Below are 18,905 nucleotides of genomic sequence, written 5' to 3' on the forward strand. Positions count from 1 at the left end.
TAAATTATTCTTTAATAAATTTATTTAATTTTAGGAGGTTCACTTATGTTAGAAAAAGGTTTTAGCAAACCAACTGAGAGAATTGAAAAATTAAGACAGGTTATAATCGATGCAGTTCCTCAGGTTGAATCAGAAAGAGCTTGTTTAGTAACAGAATCTTACAAAGAAACTGAAGGTCTTCCAACAGTTATAAGAAGAGCAAAAGCAGTTGAAAAAATATTCAACGAATTACCAGTAACAATAAGAGATAACGAATTAATAGTTGGGTCAATAACAATAAACCCAAGATCTACTGAAATATGTCCAGAATTCTCTTATGACTGGGTTGAAAAAGAATTCAAAACAATGCACAACAGAATGGCTGACCCATTTGAAATATCTGAAAAAGTTCAGGGTGAATTACACGAAGCATTCAAATATTGGGATGGAAAAACTACTAGTTCATTAGCAGATTCTTACATGTCTCCTGAAACAAAAGATTGTATAGCAAATGGAGTATTTACAGTAGGTAACTACTTCTACGGTGGAGTTGGTCACGTTAATGTTGACTACGGCAAAATACTTAAAAAAGGATTCAGAGGAGTATTAGAAGAAACTATAGCTGCTATGAACCAGTTAGATCCAGACGATCCAGAAACAATAAAAAGACGTCAGTTCTACAATGCAGTTATAATATCTTACAATGCAGCAATAAAATTTGCTCATAGATATGCTGATAAAGCAAGAGAATTAGCAGCAGTAGAATCTAATCCAGTTAGAAAAGCTGAATTAGTTCAGATAGCTGAAAACTGTGATAGAGTTCCAGAATATGGTGCAAGAAACTTCTATGAAGCTTGTCAGTCATTCTGGTTCATACAGATAATGGTACAGATCGAATCAAACGGACATTCAATATCTCCAGGTAGATTTGACCAGTATATGTACCCATACTTAAAAAATGACAACATAAGCAGAGAATTCGCTCAGGAATTAATAGACTGTATATGGGTTAAATTAAACGATATAAACAAAACTAGAGATGAAGTTTCAGCACAGGCATTTGCAGGATACGCAGTATTCCAGAACCTTTGTGTTGGTGGACAGGACGAAGAAGGAAAAGATGCAACAAATGAAGTTTCTTATATGTGTATGGAAGCAGTTGCACATGTTAAATTACCAGCTCCTTCATTCTCAGTTCGTGTACATCAGAACTCTCCACTAGAATTCTTATACAGAGCTTGTGAAGTTTCAAGATTAGGATACGGTGTTCCAGCATTCTACAATGACGAAGTTATAATACTTGCACTAGTAGCAAGAGGAGTAGCTTTAAAAGATGCTAGAGATTACTGCATAATAGGTTGTGTTGAACCACAGGCTGGACACAGAACAGAAGGATGGCATGATGCTGCATTCTTCAACATAGCAAAAGTTCTTGAAATAACTTTAAACAATGGTAGATGCAATGGAAAACAGCTTGGACCAGTAACTGGTGAATTAGAAGAATTAGATAGCATAGAAAAAATATTCGCTGCATATCAGAAACAGATGGAATACTTTGTAAGACGTCTAGCTGAAGCAGACAATGCTGTTGACTACGCTCATATGGAAAGAGCACCACTACCATTCATGTCAGCAATGGTTGATGATTGTATAAAAGTTGGTAAAACTGCTCAGGAAGGTGGAGCTATATACAACTTCACAGGACCTCAGGCATTCGGTGTAGCTGACTCAGGTGACTCTTTATACGCTATACAGAAACATGTATTTGAAGATAAGAAAATAACATTAAAAGAATTAAAAGAAGCTTTAGAATCTAACTTCGGTGCATCTGATTGTATAACTCCAGGATGCAAAGAACCTTCAATAGAAGGAGCTAGCTTATCAGAAGCTGAAATATATGAAGCAGTTAAGAAAATATTAGCTAGCACAGGTTCAATAGATATGGCTACTTTAGAAAATAAATTAACTGAAAAAATAAGCACTTCAGCTTGCAAAACTGGAACTTGCTGTGGAGAATCAACAGGTAGATTCACTACAATAAGAAAAATACTTCAGAATACAGACAGCTTCGGTAATGATATAGAAGAAGTTGATGAATTTGCAAGAAGATGTGGAAAAATCTACTGCAACGAAGTAGATAAATACACTAACCCAAGAGGTGGACAGTTCCAGGCTGGTATATACCCAGTTTCAGCAAACGTATTATTTGGTAAAGACGTTCTTGCATTACCAGATGGTAGATTAGCTCATGAACCTCTAGCAGATGGTGTTTCTCCAAGACAGGGTGTTGATACTCATGGACCAACAGCTGCATCAAACTCAGTTGCTAAACTTGACCATGCTCAGGCATCAAATGGTACACTTTACAACCAGAAATTCACTCCAGCAGCTGTTGCAGGTGAACAGGGACTTAAAAACTTCGTATCAATAGTTAAGAGTTTCTTTGACCACAAAGGAAGCCATGTTCAGTTTAACGTTGTAGATAAAGAAACATTAATAGAAGCTCAGGAACATCCTGAAGATCATCAGGACTTAATAGTTAGGGTTGCAGGATACAGTGCTCATTTCGTTACTCTAGCTAAAGAAGTTCAGGACGATATAATAAACAGAACAGAACATAATATGTAATAAAAATTTTATTAAAGATAGAAATAGATTTTAGAAAATATAAATTGAAATAATTAAAGGGAGTTAGATTATATGGAATCTGTTAATTACAGTGCCAAAGGTGTGGTATTCGATATACAGAGATACTCAATTCACGATGGACCTGGTATCAGAACAATCGTCTTCCTAAAAGGTTGTCCGTTGAGATGTAAGTGGTGTTCAAACCCTGAATCTCAGTCGTACAAACCGGATCTATTATATAGAAAAGGCCTTTGCATTGAATGTGGACGGTGTATATCAGCATGCAAGGCAAAGGCTATAGATCCTAAAAATAAATATTGGGTAGATAGAACAAAATGTACACTATGTGGTGAATGTGCTCTTGTTTGCCCTTCTGGAGCATTATCTATGAAGGGTAAGGAGATGACAGTAGAGGAAGTAATCAAGGAAGTTAAAAAAGATGACATCCAATACTACAGATCTAATGGAGGTGTTACATTATCAGGTGGTGAAGCACTTACTCAGCCTGCATTTGCAAAGGAAATCTTCAAAGCTTGTAAAGCAAAAGGATGGCATACAGCCATAGAAACGGAAGGATTTGTAAATGAAGATGTGATAAGAGATGTGGTTCCATATATAGATTTAGTTCTACTTGATATAAAGAGTATAAGCTCAGAGCCTCATAAAAAGTTTACTGGTGTAGACAATGAAAAAATTATGAAAGCAGCTAAGCTTATACAGGAAATTACCCATACGATTATAAGAGTACCAGTTATACCTGGGTTCAATGCAAATGAAGAGGAAATCACAAAGATTGCCCAATTTGCAGGCTCACTTCCAAATGTAAGAGAGTTACATCTTCTAGGATATCACAACTATGGAGAAGGTAAGTACGAATTATTAGGAAGAGAATACGAACTTAAAGGTGTTCCAAAAGTAAAAGATGAAGAACTTGAAAAATATAAAAAAATTGTAGAAAGCTACGGTTTAGAATGTAAAATCGGTGGATAACGGGAGGCAAACATGGATAAAGAATTATTAGAAAAAGTAATGGGCCAGGTTTCTGAAGAATTAGGATTAAATGCTAATACTTGCGAAGAAAAATGTGAACCTAAAAAACATTGTTGCGCAGAAAGCGTTACTGAATTCGTAGGAGTATCTGAAGGAGATACAATAGGTCTTGTTATAGCAAGTGTTGACCCACTTCTTACAGAAGCTATGGGACTTGGAAAATTTAGATCAATAGGTATAATAGGCGGAAGAACTGGCGCTGGACCACAGATAATGGCAGTTGATGATGCTGTTAAAGCAACAAATACTGAAGTAATATCTGTTGAATTACCTAGAGATACAAAAGGTGGAGCAGGACATGGCTCACTTATATACATAGGAGCTGAAGATGTTTCTGATGCTAGAAGAGCAGTAGAAATAGCTTTAGAATCTCTTCCAAAATACTTTGGAGATGTTTACGGAAATGAAGCTGGACACTTAGAATTCCAGTATACAGCAAGAGCAAGCTACTGTTTAGAAAAAGCTTTTGGAACTCCTCTTGGAAAATCATTCGGTATGGTTTGTGCAGGGCCAGCAGCTATAGGAACAGTACTTGCAGATACAGCAGTTAAAGCAGCTAACGTAGATGTTGTTGCATACAGCTCTCCAGCAAAAGGAACAAGTTTCTCAAACGAAGTTATATTAACATTCACAGGAGACTCTGGAGCAGTTAGACAGGCAGTTCAGGCTGCAAGAGAAGTTGGTATAAAATTATTAGGAGCTTTAGGAGCACATCCTGAATCAAGCACAGTACCATATATATAAGAATTAAGAGAAAAGAGAATAAGATTTAAATATAAAGAAAAAAGATAAATTTATGGAGGTAAATTATGAACTCAGATGCATTAGGAATGGTTGAAACTAAAGGACTAGTAGGAGCAATAGAAGCAGCAGATGCTATGGTAAAAGCTGCTAACGTTAACCTAGTAGGATACGAAAAAATAGGATCAGGATTAGTAACAGTAATGGTAAGAGGAGATGTTGGTGCAGTTAAAGCAGCAGTAGACGCTGGTGCAGCTTCTGCAAGAGCTATAGGTGAAGTAGTATCTACTCACGTAATACCAAGACCTCACACTGATACAGAAAGAATAATACCACACTTCGAATAATAAAAAATTTGAAGAAAATCAAATAATCTAAAAGTAAGAAGATCATCTCCGCCCTGTGCGGAGATGGATTTTCTTATAATTGGAGGATAAAATGTCAGTAAGTGAAAAAGATTTTAACGCGATATTAAGAAAGATAATCAGACAAGTACTTATCGAACAGGAAAAAATATCTTCAGAACAACAGCTTTTATCACTAAAAGAAGAGAAAAAAATTTACATAGCAGTAAATGAAGAATGGGATAATAGATATTATCTTTTTTTTGAAGAATTAAAAAAACTTAATAAAAATGTGAAAATACTTATCCTTGGAGATAAAGTTGATGAATTTAGAACGAAAGCTCAAGAATTAAAATTAGGCTATGATATTTTAACAGTTAAAGAGTTTAAAGTAGAGTCTGATAATGAAATGGTAGTATTTCCAGTGATTTCAAGAAATGACATAATAGATATAGCATCTTGTACTGATAAAACAGCGACAACAAAGGTTGTAAGACGTTGTTTTGAAGAAGGTGCTAAAATTTATTTTATGAAGTTTGGAATAGAAAAGTTGACAGGAAAAGAGCCTGAAAAATATAAACAGAGAATACTAGCATATTATAGAGAAATTCTTGAATTTAATATAGAAATGATAGACGACATAAGGGCGGTGATGTAATTGGGTAAATCTCTAGGAACTATTGAAGTTGTAGGATTATCATCAGCTATTGTTGTCGCTGATGCTATGGCAAAAACAGCTAATATAGAAATAAATGACCTTGAAATAACAAAAGGATTTGGATATGTTACTGTAAAAATATTTGGAGATGTTGGTGCAGTTAAAGCAGCTATATCAGCAGGAAAAAGCTTAGCCTTACAGTCAGGTGCTTATGTTGCATCTAATGTAATAGCTAGACCTAATATGGATTTAGAAAAAAGAATTCTTTCTTTTAGAGAAGAAGAAAAAAAGGAAGAACCTAAAAAAGAAGAAGTAAAAGAAGAAGCTAAGGCTAAAGCAACAAACGTAAAAAAAGCAGAAGTAAAACAAGAGGCTCCTATTAAAGAAGAGGTAAAGCCAGAACCTAAAAAAGAAGAAATCAAAGAAGAGCCTAAGGTTGAAGAAGTAGTAGAAAAAGCTTCTGAAAATGTTGAAAAACCTATAGAAAAGGTAGAAAAAACTGTAGAAGCAAAAGCGGAAGTTAAAGAAACTAAAGAAGAAGTTAAGACTGAAGCTAAAGAAGATAAAAAAGTAGAAAATGAACAGATAAAAGAAGAAGTAAAAGAAACAAAGTCTCAATCAAGTTCAAATAGAAGAAGAAAAACAACAACAAACAAGGTGACAAACGAAAATAACAATAGTAATAAATAAGTAATAAAACAGGAGGTTTCTGATGTATATAGCAAAGGTAGTAGGAAATGTAGTTGCAACTAAAAAAAATGATACTCTAATGGGCTCAAAGCTTATGATAGTTCAGCCTGTAAATTCAGCACTAAAAAAAGAAGGGCCTGAAGAGGTTGCTGCAGATTTTGTTGGAGCTGGTATAGGAGAGTATGTATTAGTAGGGTCAGGATCTTCTGTCAGAGTAGAAGAAGAAAGAAAAAGAGCGACTATAGACTTAGCTATTATAGGAATAATAGATGATGTAGTCGTATAAAGGAGATATTATGAATAATCAAAAAGGCGTATTTTCCAATGTAAATGATGCGATATATGCTGCAACGAGCTCCTTTAAATTATACTCTAAACTGAGTCTAAGAGATAAAGAGGAAGTAATAAGAGAAATCAGAAGAAAACTCGTAGATTATATTGATCTATTAGCAGAAATGTCACTAAAAGAAACTTGCATGGGAAACTTAGAAGACAAGAAATTAAAGATAAAATTGGCTATAGAGGAAACTCCAGGCACAGAGATTCTAATGAGCGAAATAAGACATGGGGACGGAGGATTTACATTATTTGAATATACTCCATACGGAATAGCTTGTGCAATACAGCCTAGTACAAACCCATGTGAAACTATGATAAATAATACAATAGCTCTTTTAGCAGCAGGAAACACAGTTATAAACTGCCCTCATCCTAGAGCTATGAATGTATCAAAATTCTTAACAAACATAATAAACACTATAATTTCTGACCTTACAGGTATAGAAAATGTAGTAGTTACACTAGATGAATGTAAACTTGCATATATAAGAGAAATAATGAATCATCCGGATGTAGATTTAGTAGTATCTACAGGTGGTTCAGATAATGCAAGAAGTGCTATATCTTGTGGGAAAAAAGTAATAGCAGCAGGTCCTGCAAATCCTACATTTATAGTAGATGAAACTGCCGATATAAAAAGAGCAGCTGACTGCATAACTAGAGGAGCTTCATTTGATAACAATATAATGTGTATAACAGAAAAGAACATAATAGTAGTAGATGAAGTTGCTCAGAAGTTAGAAAAAGAGTTAAAGAAAAACGGTGTATTCTATGTAAGGGATATAGCTACAATGTTAAAACTTTCAAAACTTTTACTAACAGAAGATATGAAACCTAACAAACTATACGGTGGAAAAGATGCAGATGTTATTTTAAGAGATGCAGGAATAGAAACAGATAGAAGCTATAAATTGATAGCTGTAGAAACTGTTAAAATTCATCCTTTCGTAACTGAAGAATTATTAATGCCTTTAGTTAGCATAGTAAGAGCAAAAGATTTTGATGAAGCACTAGAAATAGCCGCTGAAGTAGAGCAGGGATGCAGACATACATCAGGAATTCATTCAAATAGAATGGATAGACTAAGACTTGCAGAAAGAGTGATGAAAACTAGTATATTTATAAAAAATGGTTGCTCACTTGATGGAATAGGAATATGTGGAGTAGGTGGAACAAGCTTCACTATAGCAAATATAACAGGAGAAGGAGCTGTTACAGCTAGAGACTTTTCAAGAAAAAGAAGATGTGTAACAGTTGATACTTTGACAATATTATAGAAATAGATAGCGTAAATCGAGGAAGACAATTATGAATATAATAAGTCAGACTACAAAAATTTATTCTGGCGAAGGAGCTATGGAATCTTTGAGAAGTATAAAAAATTCAAAGGTATTAGTTATGTCAGATGGATTTTTAGTAAAAAATAAAATGATAAACATGGTTCTAGACAATTTAGACGAAACAAATACGGTAGAAGTATTTGACGATATAAAACCAGATCCTCCTCTAAGTGTTGTATCAAAAGCAATGGCAAAAATGATACAGATAGACGCTGAATATTTAATTGGATTTGGTGGAGGATCAGCTATAGATACTGCTAAAGGAACAATTTATTTCTTAAAACAGGCAGGTAAATTAAAAAAAGATTTAGAATTTATAGCAATTCCGACAACAAGTGGAACAGGATCAGAAGTTACAAATGTTGCAGTTGTAACAGATGAGCAGAGTAGTGTAAAACATGCACTTATATCAGATGAAATTCTTCCAACTGTGGCTATACTTGATCCAAAAACTACAGAATCTCTTCCTCCAGCAATAGTTGCAAATACAGGAATGGATGTACTTACACATTCTTTAGAAGCATACGTTGCAAAAGGAGCTAATGATTTTTCAGATGCACTTGCAGAAAAATCAGGAGAATTAGTAGTTAAGTATTTACTTTCAGCATATAAAAATGCTGGAGATAAATTAGCAAAAGAAAAAATGCACATGGCATCAAACTTAGCAGGAAATGCATTTAATATTGCTGGCTTAGGTGTAAATCATTCTATAGCACATCAGCTTGGAGGCGTATACCATATAGCTCATGGTTTAGCAAATGCAATACTGCTTTGTGAGGTAATAGATTTTAACTCGGAAGATCCTAAAACGAAAGAAAAATATGCTGAGTACTCTAGAAAAATTGGACTTGCAGAAAAAAATGATTGCGATTGTGATGCAATATATAAACTAAAGTTATTTATAAAAAATATTATGGAAGAAATGAATCTTCCTAAGAATATTTCTCAATGTGGAAATATCGACTTAAGCAAATGGGGACTTGAAAAATTTGTAATGACAGCAAATGCTATGAATGATAGATGTCTTCCAGGAAATCCAAAAAATATCAAGGATAAAGATATACTTGAAATACTAGAGAAAATCTATTAAGTTATAATAAGATAATAAAATTACCAATAGTTAGATAATCTATAAGATTTTTTTATTGGTATAAAAAAGGAGACCGTTATGACTACTAATAGTAAATCTGTAAATATTTCAATAAATGAAAAATATCTGGAAGGAAAAGAAGATAATTTTGATATTATATCTATATTTGGAAGAAAGAACTTAGATGAGATACAAAAGATAATTTCTGATGTTACAGGGCTTGCTTTTGTAACTGTTGATTACAGAGGAGAGCCAGTATCAGAACCAACTAAGTTTTCAAACTTCTGTAGAAAAATGAGAACAGACAAAAATAAGCGGACTTTGTGCAAGTTATCGGATGCATCGGGTTCAATAATAGCAGCTACAACAAAACAGACTAGCATATACTTTTGTCCATGTGGTCTTTTAGAGGTTGCTATACCTATAATAATTAATGATAAATATTTAGGTGGATTTATCGGTGGGCAGGTAAGATGCCTAGATGCTCCAGATTCAGTTATGAGACTTAGTAAGAATATGATTCCTGGTGGAGCAAATATACCAGATACAGAAATAAGAGCTGAAAAGACAAAAGATGTAGATATTAGCGATTTAAAGATATATTCATATAAAGAAATCGTATCAATAGCTAAACTTGTAGAGCTTATAATAAACCAATTAACAAAACAAGAGCTTATTTCTGGACATAATCAGAAAAAGAATTTAACTAGAATCAATGAACTTGAGGATAAGATAAAGAGACTAGAGTATCAAAACAACGCATTAAAAGAAAAGGTAGATACCTTAAAAAGAGATAATAATCTGTTCTTTATGAGAAATACTTTTAATATGATATCAAATCTTGCAGTTATAGAAGATGCTTCAAAAACTAATGGAGCAGTGCTAAGATATTTAGATTTTATAGAAAGTGGATTAGATCTTGACGGAAATAAAACTATTAGGGATGAAATAAGAAAGGTCGAAAAATTTATACAGCTTAATAAGATTAGATATTCAGATAGACTTGATTATAATATAAAATTTGAAAAAGATGTATTGGATATAAATATACCGTATTCTTTGATATTGCCATTTGTATATGCAGGAATCTATTATACTTTAAATACTGAAGATATCGACCTTATGATAAATATAAGCATATCAAAAGTAGGCAAGGATATAGAAATTTTAATAGAAGATAATGGAACTGGACAAGCTATAACAGAACTGGAAAATGTTTACAAGATTTACGGTGGAAATCATGAAGGAAATGAAATCGTAAAATCTATTGTAGATGTTCAAAAGTTTATGACTGATACATTTGGCACAGAGTATAGAATAAACACTGAAAGGATCAAAGGAGAGGGAACAAAGGTATACATTAAATACCCTATAAACTTTGATGAAGGTTTTGATTATGTATAAAATACTTGTAGTAGATGATGATGAATTAATGAGAATATCTATGACGAAAATCATTTCATCTGTAGATGGTTTTCAAGTAGATTATATTGCTAAAAATGGAAGAGAAGCAGTTGAAATCTGTAAAAACAATCAGGTTGATATAATTTTTATGGATATAATGATGCCTGTAATGAATGGAATAGACGCAACAAGGGAAATCCTTTCAATAAATCCAAAAGCAAACATATACATTGTCAGTAGCTACCAAAGTTTTGAAATGGCTAAATCGGCTATTAATAGCAAAATAAAACGGTATTTTGTTAAGCCAGTTAATCCAGAGATAATAGTAGAAATTTTAAATAATCATAGAGAAGATAAAGGAAACAAGGAAAACAGCTTAGCTAAAAGAATTTTCGATACTATAAACGAAAAAGATTTTATGAAGGCATACGAAATAATCGATGAATTAGTCGATGAAATATATGAAATAAGTAAAGAAGCGGATTTAAGAACAGTTCTTAAAGAAATATCTGATAAAGTTTTTATTTCAGTATTTCATGAAAGAGATTATGACTTTGAAGAAATTAAGAATAAGTTTAGTATATCTGATAAGGCTGTACTTGATAAGAGAATGCTTTCAATATGGATATTTAAAATAATGGACTACATTTTTGCTGAGATTAGCTCATCTAAATATGCTATTTTAAAGAATGTATTTAAATATATAGATGATAAAATAGGTGAAGACATTTCTTTAAAAGACATAGTAAAAGACTGTAATATAAGCCAGGGTTATTTAAGTAGAATTTTCAAAAAAGAATTAAACATGACGATAATGAATTATATACATTTAAAGAAAATAAATCTTGCGAAAGAATACTTATGTATGACCGAAAAAAGTGGTGCAGAAATATCTTTTGAAGTTGGTTATAACGAATTTAGCTATTTCTGCAAAGTTTTTAAAAAGTACGAAGGTATGACGATTTCTGAATATAGAAATGTGTAAGGTTCATAGTCGCTAAATAAGGAGATCAATATGGACTTAAATTTATTAATTGCAGCCTTTGGTGGTGGAGTGATAGGAGCAGCTTTTGGAGCGATTCCAGCATTTATAATAACCGGTATACTTGCTATAGCAGGTGGTCTTATAGCTATGGCAGGGATTCCAGAATTATCAGTAGGTAGTATAACATTTGGTGTATTCTGGGGACCGCATATAGCATTTACTGGTGCAGCTGCAGCAACAGCAGTAGCAGCTTTAAAAAGACATAAAGTTGAATCATCAGGTGATGTATTAACACCACTTTATACAACAAAAGATATACCAACACTTTTATCTGGAGGAGCTTTTGCTGTAGTAGGATTCTTATTCTACACACTATTTACAACAAAATTATCATTCCTTCAGACTGATGCACCAGGAGCTTCAGTGTTCTGTACATTAATGTTATGTAGATTAATAATAGGAAAAACAGGACCTGTAGGTTCATTAAAAGAAAAAAGAGACTGGATACCTAAAGCTGAATCAGGAGTGTTTGTTGATTTAATACTTGGAGCTGCATTTGGTTTAGTAATAGGTGCAGTTGGATATGTTATGAACAGCTTAGGAATATCTCCTGAAGCTATGGCATCTTATCCAGTAGTATGCTTCGGTATAAGTGCAGCATCACTTATATTCTTACAGGCTGGATTTGGAATACCAATAACACATCACATATCTTTCCCATCAGCACTTGCTTATGTATTATCAGGTAATATACTTGTAGCAGTTTTAGTTGGTGCTATAAATGCTGTTGCTTGGCATTTTGCAGGAAACATAATAAATACAAATGGGGATACTTACATAGACCCACCTGCTACAGTAATAATGATATCAGTAGCGCTTATAAATCTAATATTCTAACAAAAGGGAATTGTATATTAGAGTATTGTGATTTTAGAATAGTAAATAGAATGAAAATTCTGAATTAAGACAGTATGAGAACTGTTAAAAAATACGATGAAAACGAGGGATACCATGAAACAGGAAGAATTAATAAACTTAATATGCAAGAGAGTAGTGGAAAAATTAAATGATTTAGAAGCATATAAGATCCCAATCGGTGTTTCAAATAGACATGTCCATCTGTCAAGAGAGCACTATGAAATTCTTTTCGGGAAAAATACTGTGCTTACTAAAAAAGTAGACCTTAAACAGCCAGGACAGTTTGCGGCGAATGAAGTTGTTACAATAAAAGGGCCAAAAGGAGAATTTAAAAAGGTTAGAATTTTAGGGCCATTTAGAGATAAATCACAGGTAGAAATATCTGTAACAGATTCATTTAGATTAGGAGTAAAACCTATGATAAAAGAATCTGGACAATTAGAAGGAACTCCTGGCATAGAAATAATAGGGCCAGAAGGATCAGTAACATTAGAATGTGGAACAATAGTTGCATTAAGACATATACATATGACTCCAGAAGATGCAAGAAGAATGGATGTAAAAGATGGAGATTTAGTAGATGTGCAGCTTATGGGACCTAGAAAGGCGCTTCTTTCTAATGTACTAGTTAGAGTTTCTGATAAATATAAATTAGAAATGCACTTAGATATGGACGAAGCTAACTCAGCGTTCATAAAAAATAATGATATAGCAATACTTAAAAAGTAGGTTACTGGAGGTAGTTATGTATAAAAACAGTATTCTTGATGAATTAGACGAATTGATAAAATCAGAAAAAACAGCTGAATATAAATTACCACTTAGATGTGGTGTGGATTTAGGGACTGCAAATATAGTTATAGCGGTTGTAGATGCAGATGGCAAACCTGTAGCTGGGATAGTTAATGAATCTAAAGTTGTAAAAGACGGAATCGTTGTTGACTATGTTAGAGCAATACAGAACTTAAAGAAAATGAAGGCCGAATTAGAAGAAAGACTTGGGACTGAGCTTATCAATGCAGCTACTGCAATACCACCAGGAATACTTGTAAAAAATGCTAAAGGTTTCGTGAGTGTAGTTGAAGGAGCAGGATTCGAGGTAACTAACATAGTTGACGAGCCTACAGCAGCAGCCACAGTAATCGGAATAAAAGATGGAGCAGTAGTTGATATAGGCGGTGGTACAACTGGTATAAGTGTATTAGAAAATGGTGAGGTAATATTTACTGCAGATGAGCCTACTGGAGGAACACACATGACACTTGCTGTTGCAGGTTATTATGGAGTAGACAAAGCAGAGGCTGAAAAAATGAAAAAAGATAGATCTCATCAATCTGATATATATTCAATAGTAGTGCCAGTAGTAGAAAAAATGTCTACAATAGTAAAAGGCTTTTTAAAAGATCATCCAACAGATACTGTTTATGTAGTTGGAGGAGCAAGTCTATTTGATGATTTTGAAGAAACTTTCAATAAAGTAACAGGTGTAGAATGTATCAAAGCAGAAAAAGCACTTTTAGTAACACCATATGGGATAGCGCTTAACTGTAAGTAATGGAGGAATGAAAATGGAATTAGATTTAATACAGGAAATGATAAAACAGGTACTAGAAGAAATAAAAGTAGAAGGTGTAGAAGTTTCTTCTAAGGAAGAATACGGATACGGTGTATTTGATAGCATGGTAGAAGCAATAGATGCAAGTGAAAAAGCTCAGAAAGAACTTTTTGAATGCTCTGTTCAGCAGAGAGATAAATTTGTAGATGCTATAAGAGCTGAAATTCTAAAAAAAGAAAATTTAGAAATGATATCTTATGATGCTGTTGAAGAAACAAAAATAGGTAGAGTAGAAGATAAAATAATCAAAAATAGAGTAGCTGCTGAAAATACTCCAGGTACAGAAGACTTAAAAACAAGAGCTATAACAGGAGAAGATGGACTTACTATAGAAGAATATTGTCCATTTGGAGTAATAGGATCTATAACACCAACTACTAACCCTACAGAAACATTAATAAACAACTCAATATCTATGATAGCTGGAGGAAATACAGTAGTATTCAGTCCTCATCCAAGAGCTAAAAAAGTATCTATAAAACTTGTAAAAATGATGAATAAAGCTTTAGAAGAAGCTGGAGCACCAAGAAACTTAATAACAATGGTAAAAGAACCATCAATAGAAAACAGTAAAATAATGATGGAAAGTCCAAAAGTTAGATTATTAGTTGCAACTGGTGGACCAGCAATAGTAAAACAGGTACTTTCTGCAGGTAAAAAAGCTATAGGAGCAGGAGCAGGAAACCCACCAGTAGTTGTAGATGAAACAGCTGATATAGAAAAAGCAGCAAAAGATATAGTATCAGGAGCAAGCTTTGACAACAATGTTCCATGTATAGCTGAAAAAGAAGTATTTGCAGTTGAATCAGTAGTAGATCAGTTAATATACTACATGAAGAAAAATGGAGCATACGAAATAACTTCTCCAGAAGTTTTAGAACAGTTAGATAAAGCTGTATCTAAAGAAAATGGAAAACCAAATCCAAGCCTAGTAGGTAAATCAGCAAAAGAATTACTTGCATTAGTAGGAATAAATGTAGATGATGATGTAAAACTTGTAATAGCAAGAACAAATAAAGACCATCACCTAGTTACAGAAGAAATGTTAATGCCAATACTTCCAATAGTAAGTGTATCTGATGTAGATACAGCAATAGATTGGGCATACGAAGCAGAAGCAGGAAACAGACACACTGCTATAATGCATTCTAAAAATGTTGATAAACTTACAAAAATGGCTAAAAAATTAGAAGCAACAATATTCGTAAAAAATGCACCTTCATACGCAGGAATAGGTGTAGGCGGAGAAGGACACACTACATTCACAATAGCTGGACCAACAGGAGAAGGTATAACTTCAGCTAAATCTTTCTGCAGAATCAGAAGATGTGTAATGAGTGAAGCATTAAGTATAAGATAGTTCTCACCCCCATAAATTAATGGATATATTGAAAAGCTACGTACTCTTTTAGGGTACGTAGTTTTTTTATATAGTTTTAGGTATTAGTATTGTATTATTTTATATATTAATAAATACGTTAGAGATATAACTAATTACATTGTGGCGATAAATTTAGAATGTTATAATGTGTATATACTAAAATACACAATAAATACATATAGATAATTTATAATGAAATATATAATAAAATTTTAATAATTTAAAAGTATTTAAATCTAAAAATACTCTAAAGTATAGAGGATGGCCAAAGGAGAAAAATAATGGGCGAAGTGATTTGGGATAAAGAAACTTATAACGTACTTATTAAAGAATTAAAAAATAAAGCAGATGAAAAATACAGAGATTTTACTTTAAATTTAAATCCAGGCAAAGAAAAAATTATTGGAATAAGAATTCCTGATCTTAGAAAAAAGGCGGCAGAAATTTCAAAAGGAGATTGGAGAAAATTTCTAGAAGTATCTTATAAAAATGATAATGGATATATAGAAGAAGAATTTATTAGAGGACTTGTAATAGGAAATGTTAAAAACTGTGATATAGAGGAGTTTATTGACTATGTAGATGATTTTATAGGAAGAGTAGACTCTTGGTCGGTAAATGATACTTTCTGCTCATCTCTTAAAATAACTAAGAAAAATATGGACAGAATGCATACATTTATAATTGATAATTTAAAATCTAAAAATCCATGGAGAAAAAGATTTTCTATCGTTATGCTTATGGACTATTATCTATCTGAAGAGTATTTAGATGAAATTTTTAATATTTGTGATACAGTAAAAGACGATGAATACTATTATAAAATGGCTGTTGCATGGATATTATCTATGTGTTTTGTAAAATTTAGAGATAAAACAATGGATTATTTTAATAATTGTAAACTAGATGATTTTACATATAATAAGGCTTTACAAAAGACAAGAGAATCCCTTAGAGTTAGCAAAGAGGACAAGGAAATTTTAAAAAGTATGAAAAGAAAAGCTGTAAAATTATAGAAAGTAAAATTATAAAAAATAGAAATAGTATAAATAGTAAAGTTATAATAAAGGAATGAAATTTATAATAAAAAAGAATTTGAAAGAGGGAGAAACATGGCAAGAAAGAAAAAAATAGATGAAAAGGAGCAGCAGGTTTCATTTGCATCTCTAGCTGAAATAGAAGAAACTGCTCCTAAAGAAGAGAAAAAAACTACAAGAAGAAAATCTAGTAGTACGAATAATAAAGAGGAAAAGAAAACTACAGTTAAGAAAGAATCAACTAAAAGTAGTACATCATCAAGCAAAAGCACTGCTTCTACAAATAAAAGTAATGCTTCATCAAGTAAAAGTGCTACAACTAAAAATAAAGAAGCAAAATCTACAACTACAAAAAAGAGAACTGCTCCTAAAAAGGATAGAAAAATAAATATTACTCAAGAGGATATGGATAAGCTTTGTGAGGTTTACGATTGGTATTTAAGTGTTAAAGATACAATAAGCTACAATGCAGCTACAGAAGAGGATTCTAAAAATAAGGATGTTGTAATTGAAGAAACAGATTTAAAAGATACTAAAAAGGCTTATTTAAACATAGACAGACAGACTTGGGAAGATTTTGATGTGCTTTGTAGCAACTGTGGATTCAAGAAAAATGAGGTACTTACACAGATAATAAAAGACTTCTTAAGAGAACACAGAAATTTATTCTAAAATATTGATAGAAGTATTAACATAATATTATTATGTAAATAAAATTGACAAATAATAAATCTAAATATTAAATAAGAGTAAGGTATATAAATATTTTAAATAACTAAAGGAGGAGAAATTATGAAAATTCTTGCAGTAGAGGACAATAAAACTCTTTTAGACAGTATAATGGAAGAATTATCTAAGCATTTTGATGTTGAGGGATGCGAGGATGGAGAAGAAGCTCTATACATGATAGAGCAGGGAATATACGACCTAGTGGTACTAGATCTTATGCTTCCTGGTATGAACGGAATGGAAATACTAAAAAATGCCAGAAACAAAGGTATAGATACACCTGTATTAATACTTACAGCAAAAGAGGCATTAGATGACAAGGTTGAGGCATTCCAAACAGGAGCTAATGACTATCTTACAAAGCCATTTTATATGGAGGAATTAGTTGCTAGGGTATATGCAATACTTAGAACAAATGGAAAACTAACAGAAAAAACAGGACTTCAATTTAAAGATATGTACATAGATACATCAGAAAAGAGAGTATTTATAGGAGATGAAGAGATAACTCTACAAAACAAACAATACAATCTTTTAGAATACTTTGTAATGAACAGAGGAGCTATACTACTTAAAGAGCAGATTTACGACAGAATATGGGGAATAGACTCAGATGCTACAATAGAAATTGTTGAGGTTTATGTAAGTAATCTGAGAAAAAAACTTAGCAAATTCGGATATGATAAATATATAAAAACAAAGAGAAAAGTAGGTTATATATTAGATGAAGATAAATAAGGATGTTTTTGCAAAGACGAAGAACAAGCTTTTAAAGATTAATATGCTTGTCGTTATGTGCTTTTTATGTATGCTATTGGCTTTTACAATGGTATATTTTAGATATATTACTTATAGCAATATAGACAAAGAAATTGGTCAGGAGTTTAAACATATTGTAACTCAATTAGACAATAGCGAATACGAGCCTATTAAGCTCTTGGATCCAAAGGACATGGTTTATATATATGAAAATGGAAGAATAAAATATTACACAGAAAATGATTACTTTGATAAAATTCTTCCAGAGAGAAAAAGTGATACAGACCAAGTATTTACTAAATATAGAGAAAATGGACATTTTTTCAAAGAATTAAACATAACTGTAGGAGATTATCATATACAAATCATAAGAAATATAGATTCAGAGATGTTTTCAATTTCTAAGCTTATTTCGATTATACTATTTTTAGGTATAATTTCTTTGATTTTTATATATATGATTTCGCTTTACCTTACAAAAAAAGCTCTTATTCCTATAGAGACAGCTTGGAAAAATCAAGCAAAATTTATTCAGGATGCATCTCATGAGCTTAGAACACCGATAACAATAGTTTCATCAAAATTAGAGTCACTTTTAAAAAAACCAGAAAGTACAATAGGAGATGAGGCAGAAACTGTCGCAATAGCTATGAAAGAAACCAGAAGGCTTAAAAAAATGGTAAATGATTTACTTTCGCTTACTAAAGAAGATGGAATCGTGCAGCTAAATAAAGAAAATTTAGATTTAAAAACTCTTATAGATGAGATAACTGAGGATTACTTCGATATAGCAGAGTATCAGGATAAAGAATTTTCTTGTGATATTTTGACAGAAAATACAGAGGTTTATACTGATAAGAATAAGTTTAAACAGATTTTAAGGATATTTATCGACAATGCATTTAAATATACAAAATCTGGAGATTCTATTGGAGTGGTTGTAAGGGAAGATGAAGATGATAAAGATAAATTAATTATTTCTGTGAATGACTCTGGAATAGGTATTTCAAAAGAGGATTTACCAAATCTGTTTGATAGATTTTTCAGAAGTGATAATGTTAGAAATAAGGATATAGATGGTTCTGGAATAGGCCTTTCAATAGCAGATGTTACTGCAAAAAATATAGGTGTTGAGATAGGTGTAACATCTGAGTATGGAAAAGGAAGCAGTTTCTTCATAAAAATAGGTAAAAATGTAAGAGCATAAAATAAAAGAGA

At 32.2% G+C, this 18,905-nt stretch carries 19 protein-coding genes; all 19 read left to right on the plus strand.

Annotated features, from left to right (window positions below):
• Window positions 1-45 precede the first annotated feature (45 nt).
• The 19 genes from ACK2WO_RS06990 (at window position 46) to ACK2WO_RS07080 (ending at window position 18,894) form a co-directional block, all read left to right on the plus strand.
• On the plus strand, window positions 46-2,607 hold the full coding sequence (locus tag ACK2WO_RS06990) for a glycyl radical protein (RefSeq protein ID WP_178411497.1): 2,562 nt from the start codon (window positions 46-48) through the stop codon (window positions 2,605-2,607).
• Window positions 2,608-2,679: 72 nt separating this feature from the next.
• Window positions 2,680-3,597: a glycyl-radical enzyme activating protein gene (locus ACK2WO_RS06995; RefSeq protein WP_006439323.1), complete on the plus strand. Its 918-nt coding sequence runs from the start codon at window positions 2,680-2,682 to the stop codon at window positions 3,595-3,597.
• Between the two features lie 12 nt (window positions 3,598-3,609).
• Complete coding sequence (gene pduB, locus ACK2WO_RS07000; RefSeq protein WP_118548991.1) at window positions 3,610-4,401, plus strand: propanediol utilization microcompartment protein PduB; 792 nt, start codon at window positions 3,610-3,612, stop codon at window positions 4,399-4,401.
• Window positions 4,402-4,466: 65 nt separating this feature from the next.
• Window positions 4,467-4,745: a BMC domain-containing protein gene (locus tag ACK2WO_RS07005; protein WP_006439325.1), complete on the plus strand. Its 279-nt coding sequence runs from the start codon at window positions 4,467-4,469 to the stop codon at window positions 4,743-4,745.
• Between the two features lie 91 nt (window positions 4,746-4,836).
• Window positions 4,837-5,400, plus strand: a complete 564-nt coding sequence (locus ACK2WO_RS07010) for a hypothetical protein (protein ID WP_006439326.1) — start codon at window positions 4,837-4,839, stop codon at window positions 5,398-5,400.
• The gene (locus ACK2WO_RS07015; protein WP_414697201.1) at window positions 5,401-6,090 is read left to right on the plus strand and encodes a BMC domain-containing protein; all 690 of its coding nucleotides are present in this window, start codon (window positions 5,401-5,403) and stop codon (window positions 6,088-6,090) included.
• A gap of 22 nt (window positions 6,091-6,112) precedes the next feature.
• The gene (locus ACK2WO_RS07020) at window positions 6,113-6,376 is read left to right on the plus strand and encodes a EutN/CcmL family microcompartment protein (RefSeq protein ID WP_178411498.1); all 264 of its coding nucleotides are present in this window, start codon (window positions 6,113-6,115) and stop codon (window positions 6,374-6,376) included.
• Between the two features lie 10 nt (window positions 6,377-6,386).
• A complete protein-coding gene (locus ACK2WO_RS07025) occupies window positions 6,387-7,706 on the plus strand; it encodes an aldehyde dehydrogenase (RefSeq protein WP_414697202.1) in 1,320 nt (439 codons plus the stop codon).
• A 31-nt stretch (window positions 7,707-7,737) separates the two neighbouring features.
• Window positions 7,738-8,859 carry a 1-propanol dehydrogenase PduQ gene (locus tag ACK2WO_RS07030; protein ID WP_414697203.1) on the plus strand — a complete coding sequence of 374 codons (1,122 nt, stop codon included), beginning with the start codon at window positions 7,738-7,740 and terminating at the stop codon, window positions 8,857-8,859.
• Between the two features lie 78 nt (window positions 8,860-8,937).
• Entirely contained in the window at window positions 8,938-10,263 is a 1,326-nt protein-coding gene (locus tag ACK2WO_RS07035; protein WP_414697204.1) for a PocR ligand-binding domain-containing protein, read from the plus strand.
• Window positions 10,256-11,248, plus strand: a complete 993-nt coding sequence (locus ACK2WO_RS07040) for a response regulator (RefSeq protein ID WP_414697205.1) — start codon at window positions 10,256-10,258, stop codon at window positions 11,246-11,248. Before ACK2WO_RS07035 ends, ACK2WO_RS07040 begins: the two co-directional genes overlap by 8 nt.
• A 30-nt stretch (window positions 11,249-11,278) precedes the next feature.
• The gene (locus tag ACK2WO_RS07045; protein ID WP_414697206.1) at window positions 11,279-12,145 is read left to right on the plus strand and encodes a hypothetical protein; all 867 of its coding nucleotides are present in this window, start codon (window positions 11,279-11,281) and stop codon (window positions 12,143-12,145) included.
• A gap of 114 nt (window positions 12,146-12,259) precedes the next feature.
• The gene (locus ACK2WO_RS07050) at window positions 12,260-12,895 is read left to right on the plus strand and encodes a phosphate propanoyltransferase (RefSeq protein ID WP_118548998.1); all 636 of its coding nucleotides are present in this window, start codon (window positions 12,260-12,262) and stop codon (window positions 12,893-12,895) included.
• A gap of 16 nt (window positions 12,896-12,911) precedes the next feature.
• Window positions 12,912-13,721 (plus strand): ethanolamine utilization protein EutJ, encoded by an 810-nt coding sequence (gene eutJ, locus ACK2WO_RS07055; RefSeq protein ID WP_414697207.1) that lies wholly within the window; start codon window positions 12,912-12,914, stop codon window positions 13,719-13,721.
• Window positions 13,722-13,728: 7 nt separating this feature from the next.
• Window positions 13,729-15,141, plus strand: coding sequence for an aldehyde dehydrogenase family protein (locus ACK2WO_RS07060; protein ID WP_414697208.1), 1,413 nt, complete (start codon window positions 13,729-13,731; stop codon window positions 15,139-15,141).
• Between the two features lie 302 nt (window positions 15,142-15,443).
• The gene (locus tag ACK2WO_RS07065; RefSeq protein WP_414697209.1) at window positions 15,444-16,178 is read left to right on the plus strand and encodes a DNA alkylation repair protein; all 735 of its coding nucleotides are present in this window, start codon (window positions 15,444-15,446) and stop codon (window positions 16,176-16,178) included.
• A 96-nt stretch (window positions 16,179-16,274) separates the two neighbouring features.
• Complete coding sequence (locus tag ACK2WO_RS07070; RefSeq protein ID WP_414697210.1) at window positions 16,275-16,871, plus strand: DNA-binding protein; 597 nt, start codon at window positions 16,275-16,277, stop codon at window positions 16,869-16,871.
• Window positions 16,872-16,991: 120 nt separating this feature from the next.
• A complete protein-coding gene (locus ACK2WO_RS07075; RefSeq protein WP_414697211.1) occupies window positions 16,992-17,666 on the plus strand; it encodes a response regulator transcription factor in 675 nt (224 codons plus the stop codon).
• Window positions 17,653-18,894, plus strand: a complete 1,242-nt coding sequence (locus ACK2WO_RS07080; protein ID WP_414697212.1) for a sensor histidine kinase — start codon at window positions 17,653-17,655, stop codon at window positions 18,892-18,894. Before ACK2WO_RS07075 ends, ACK2WO_RS07080 begins: the two co-directional genes overlap by 14 nt.
• Window positions 18,895-18,905 lie beyond the last annotated feature (11 nt).

Source organism: Peptacetobacter sp. AB845 (assembly GCF_047528295.1).
GTDB lineage: Bacteria > Bacillota > Clostridia > Peptostreptococcales > Peptostreptococcaceae > Peptacetobacter.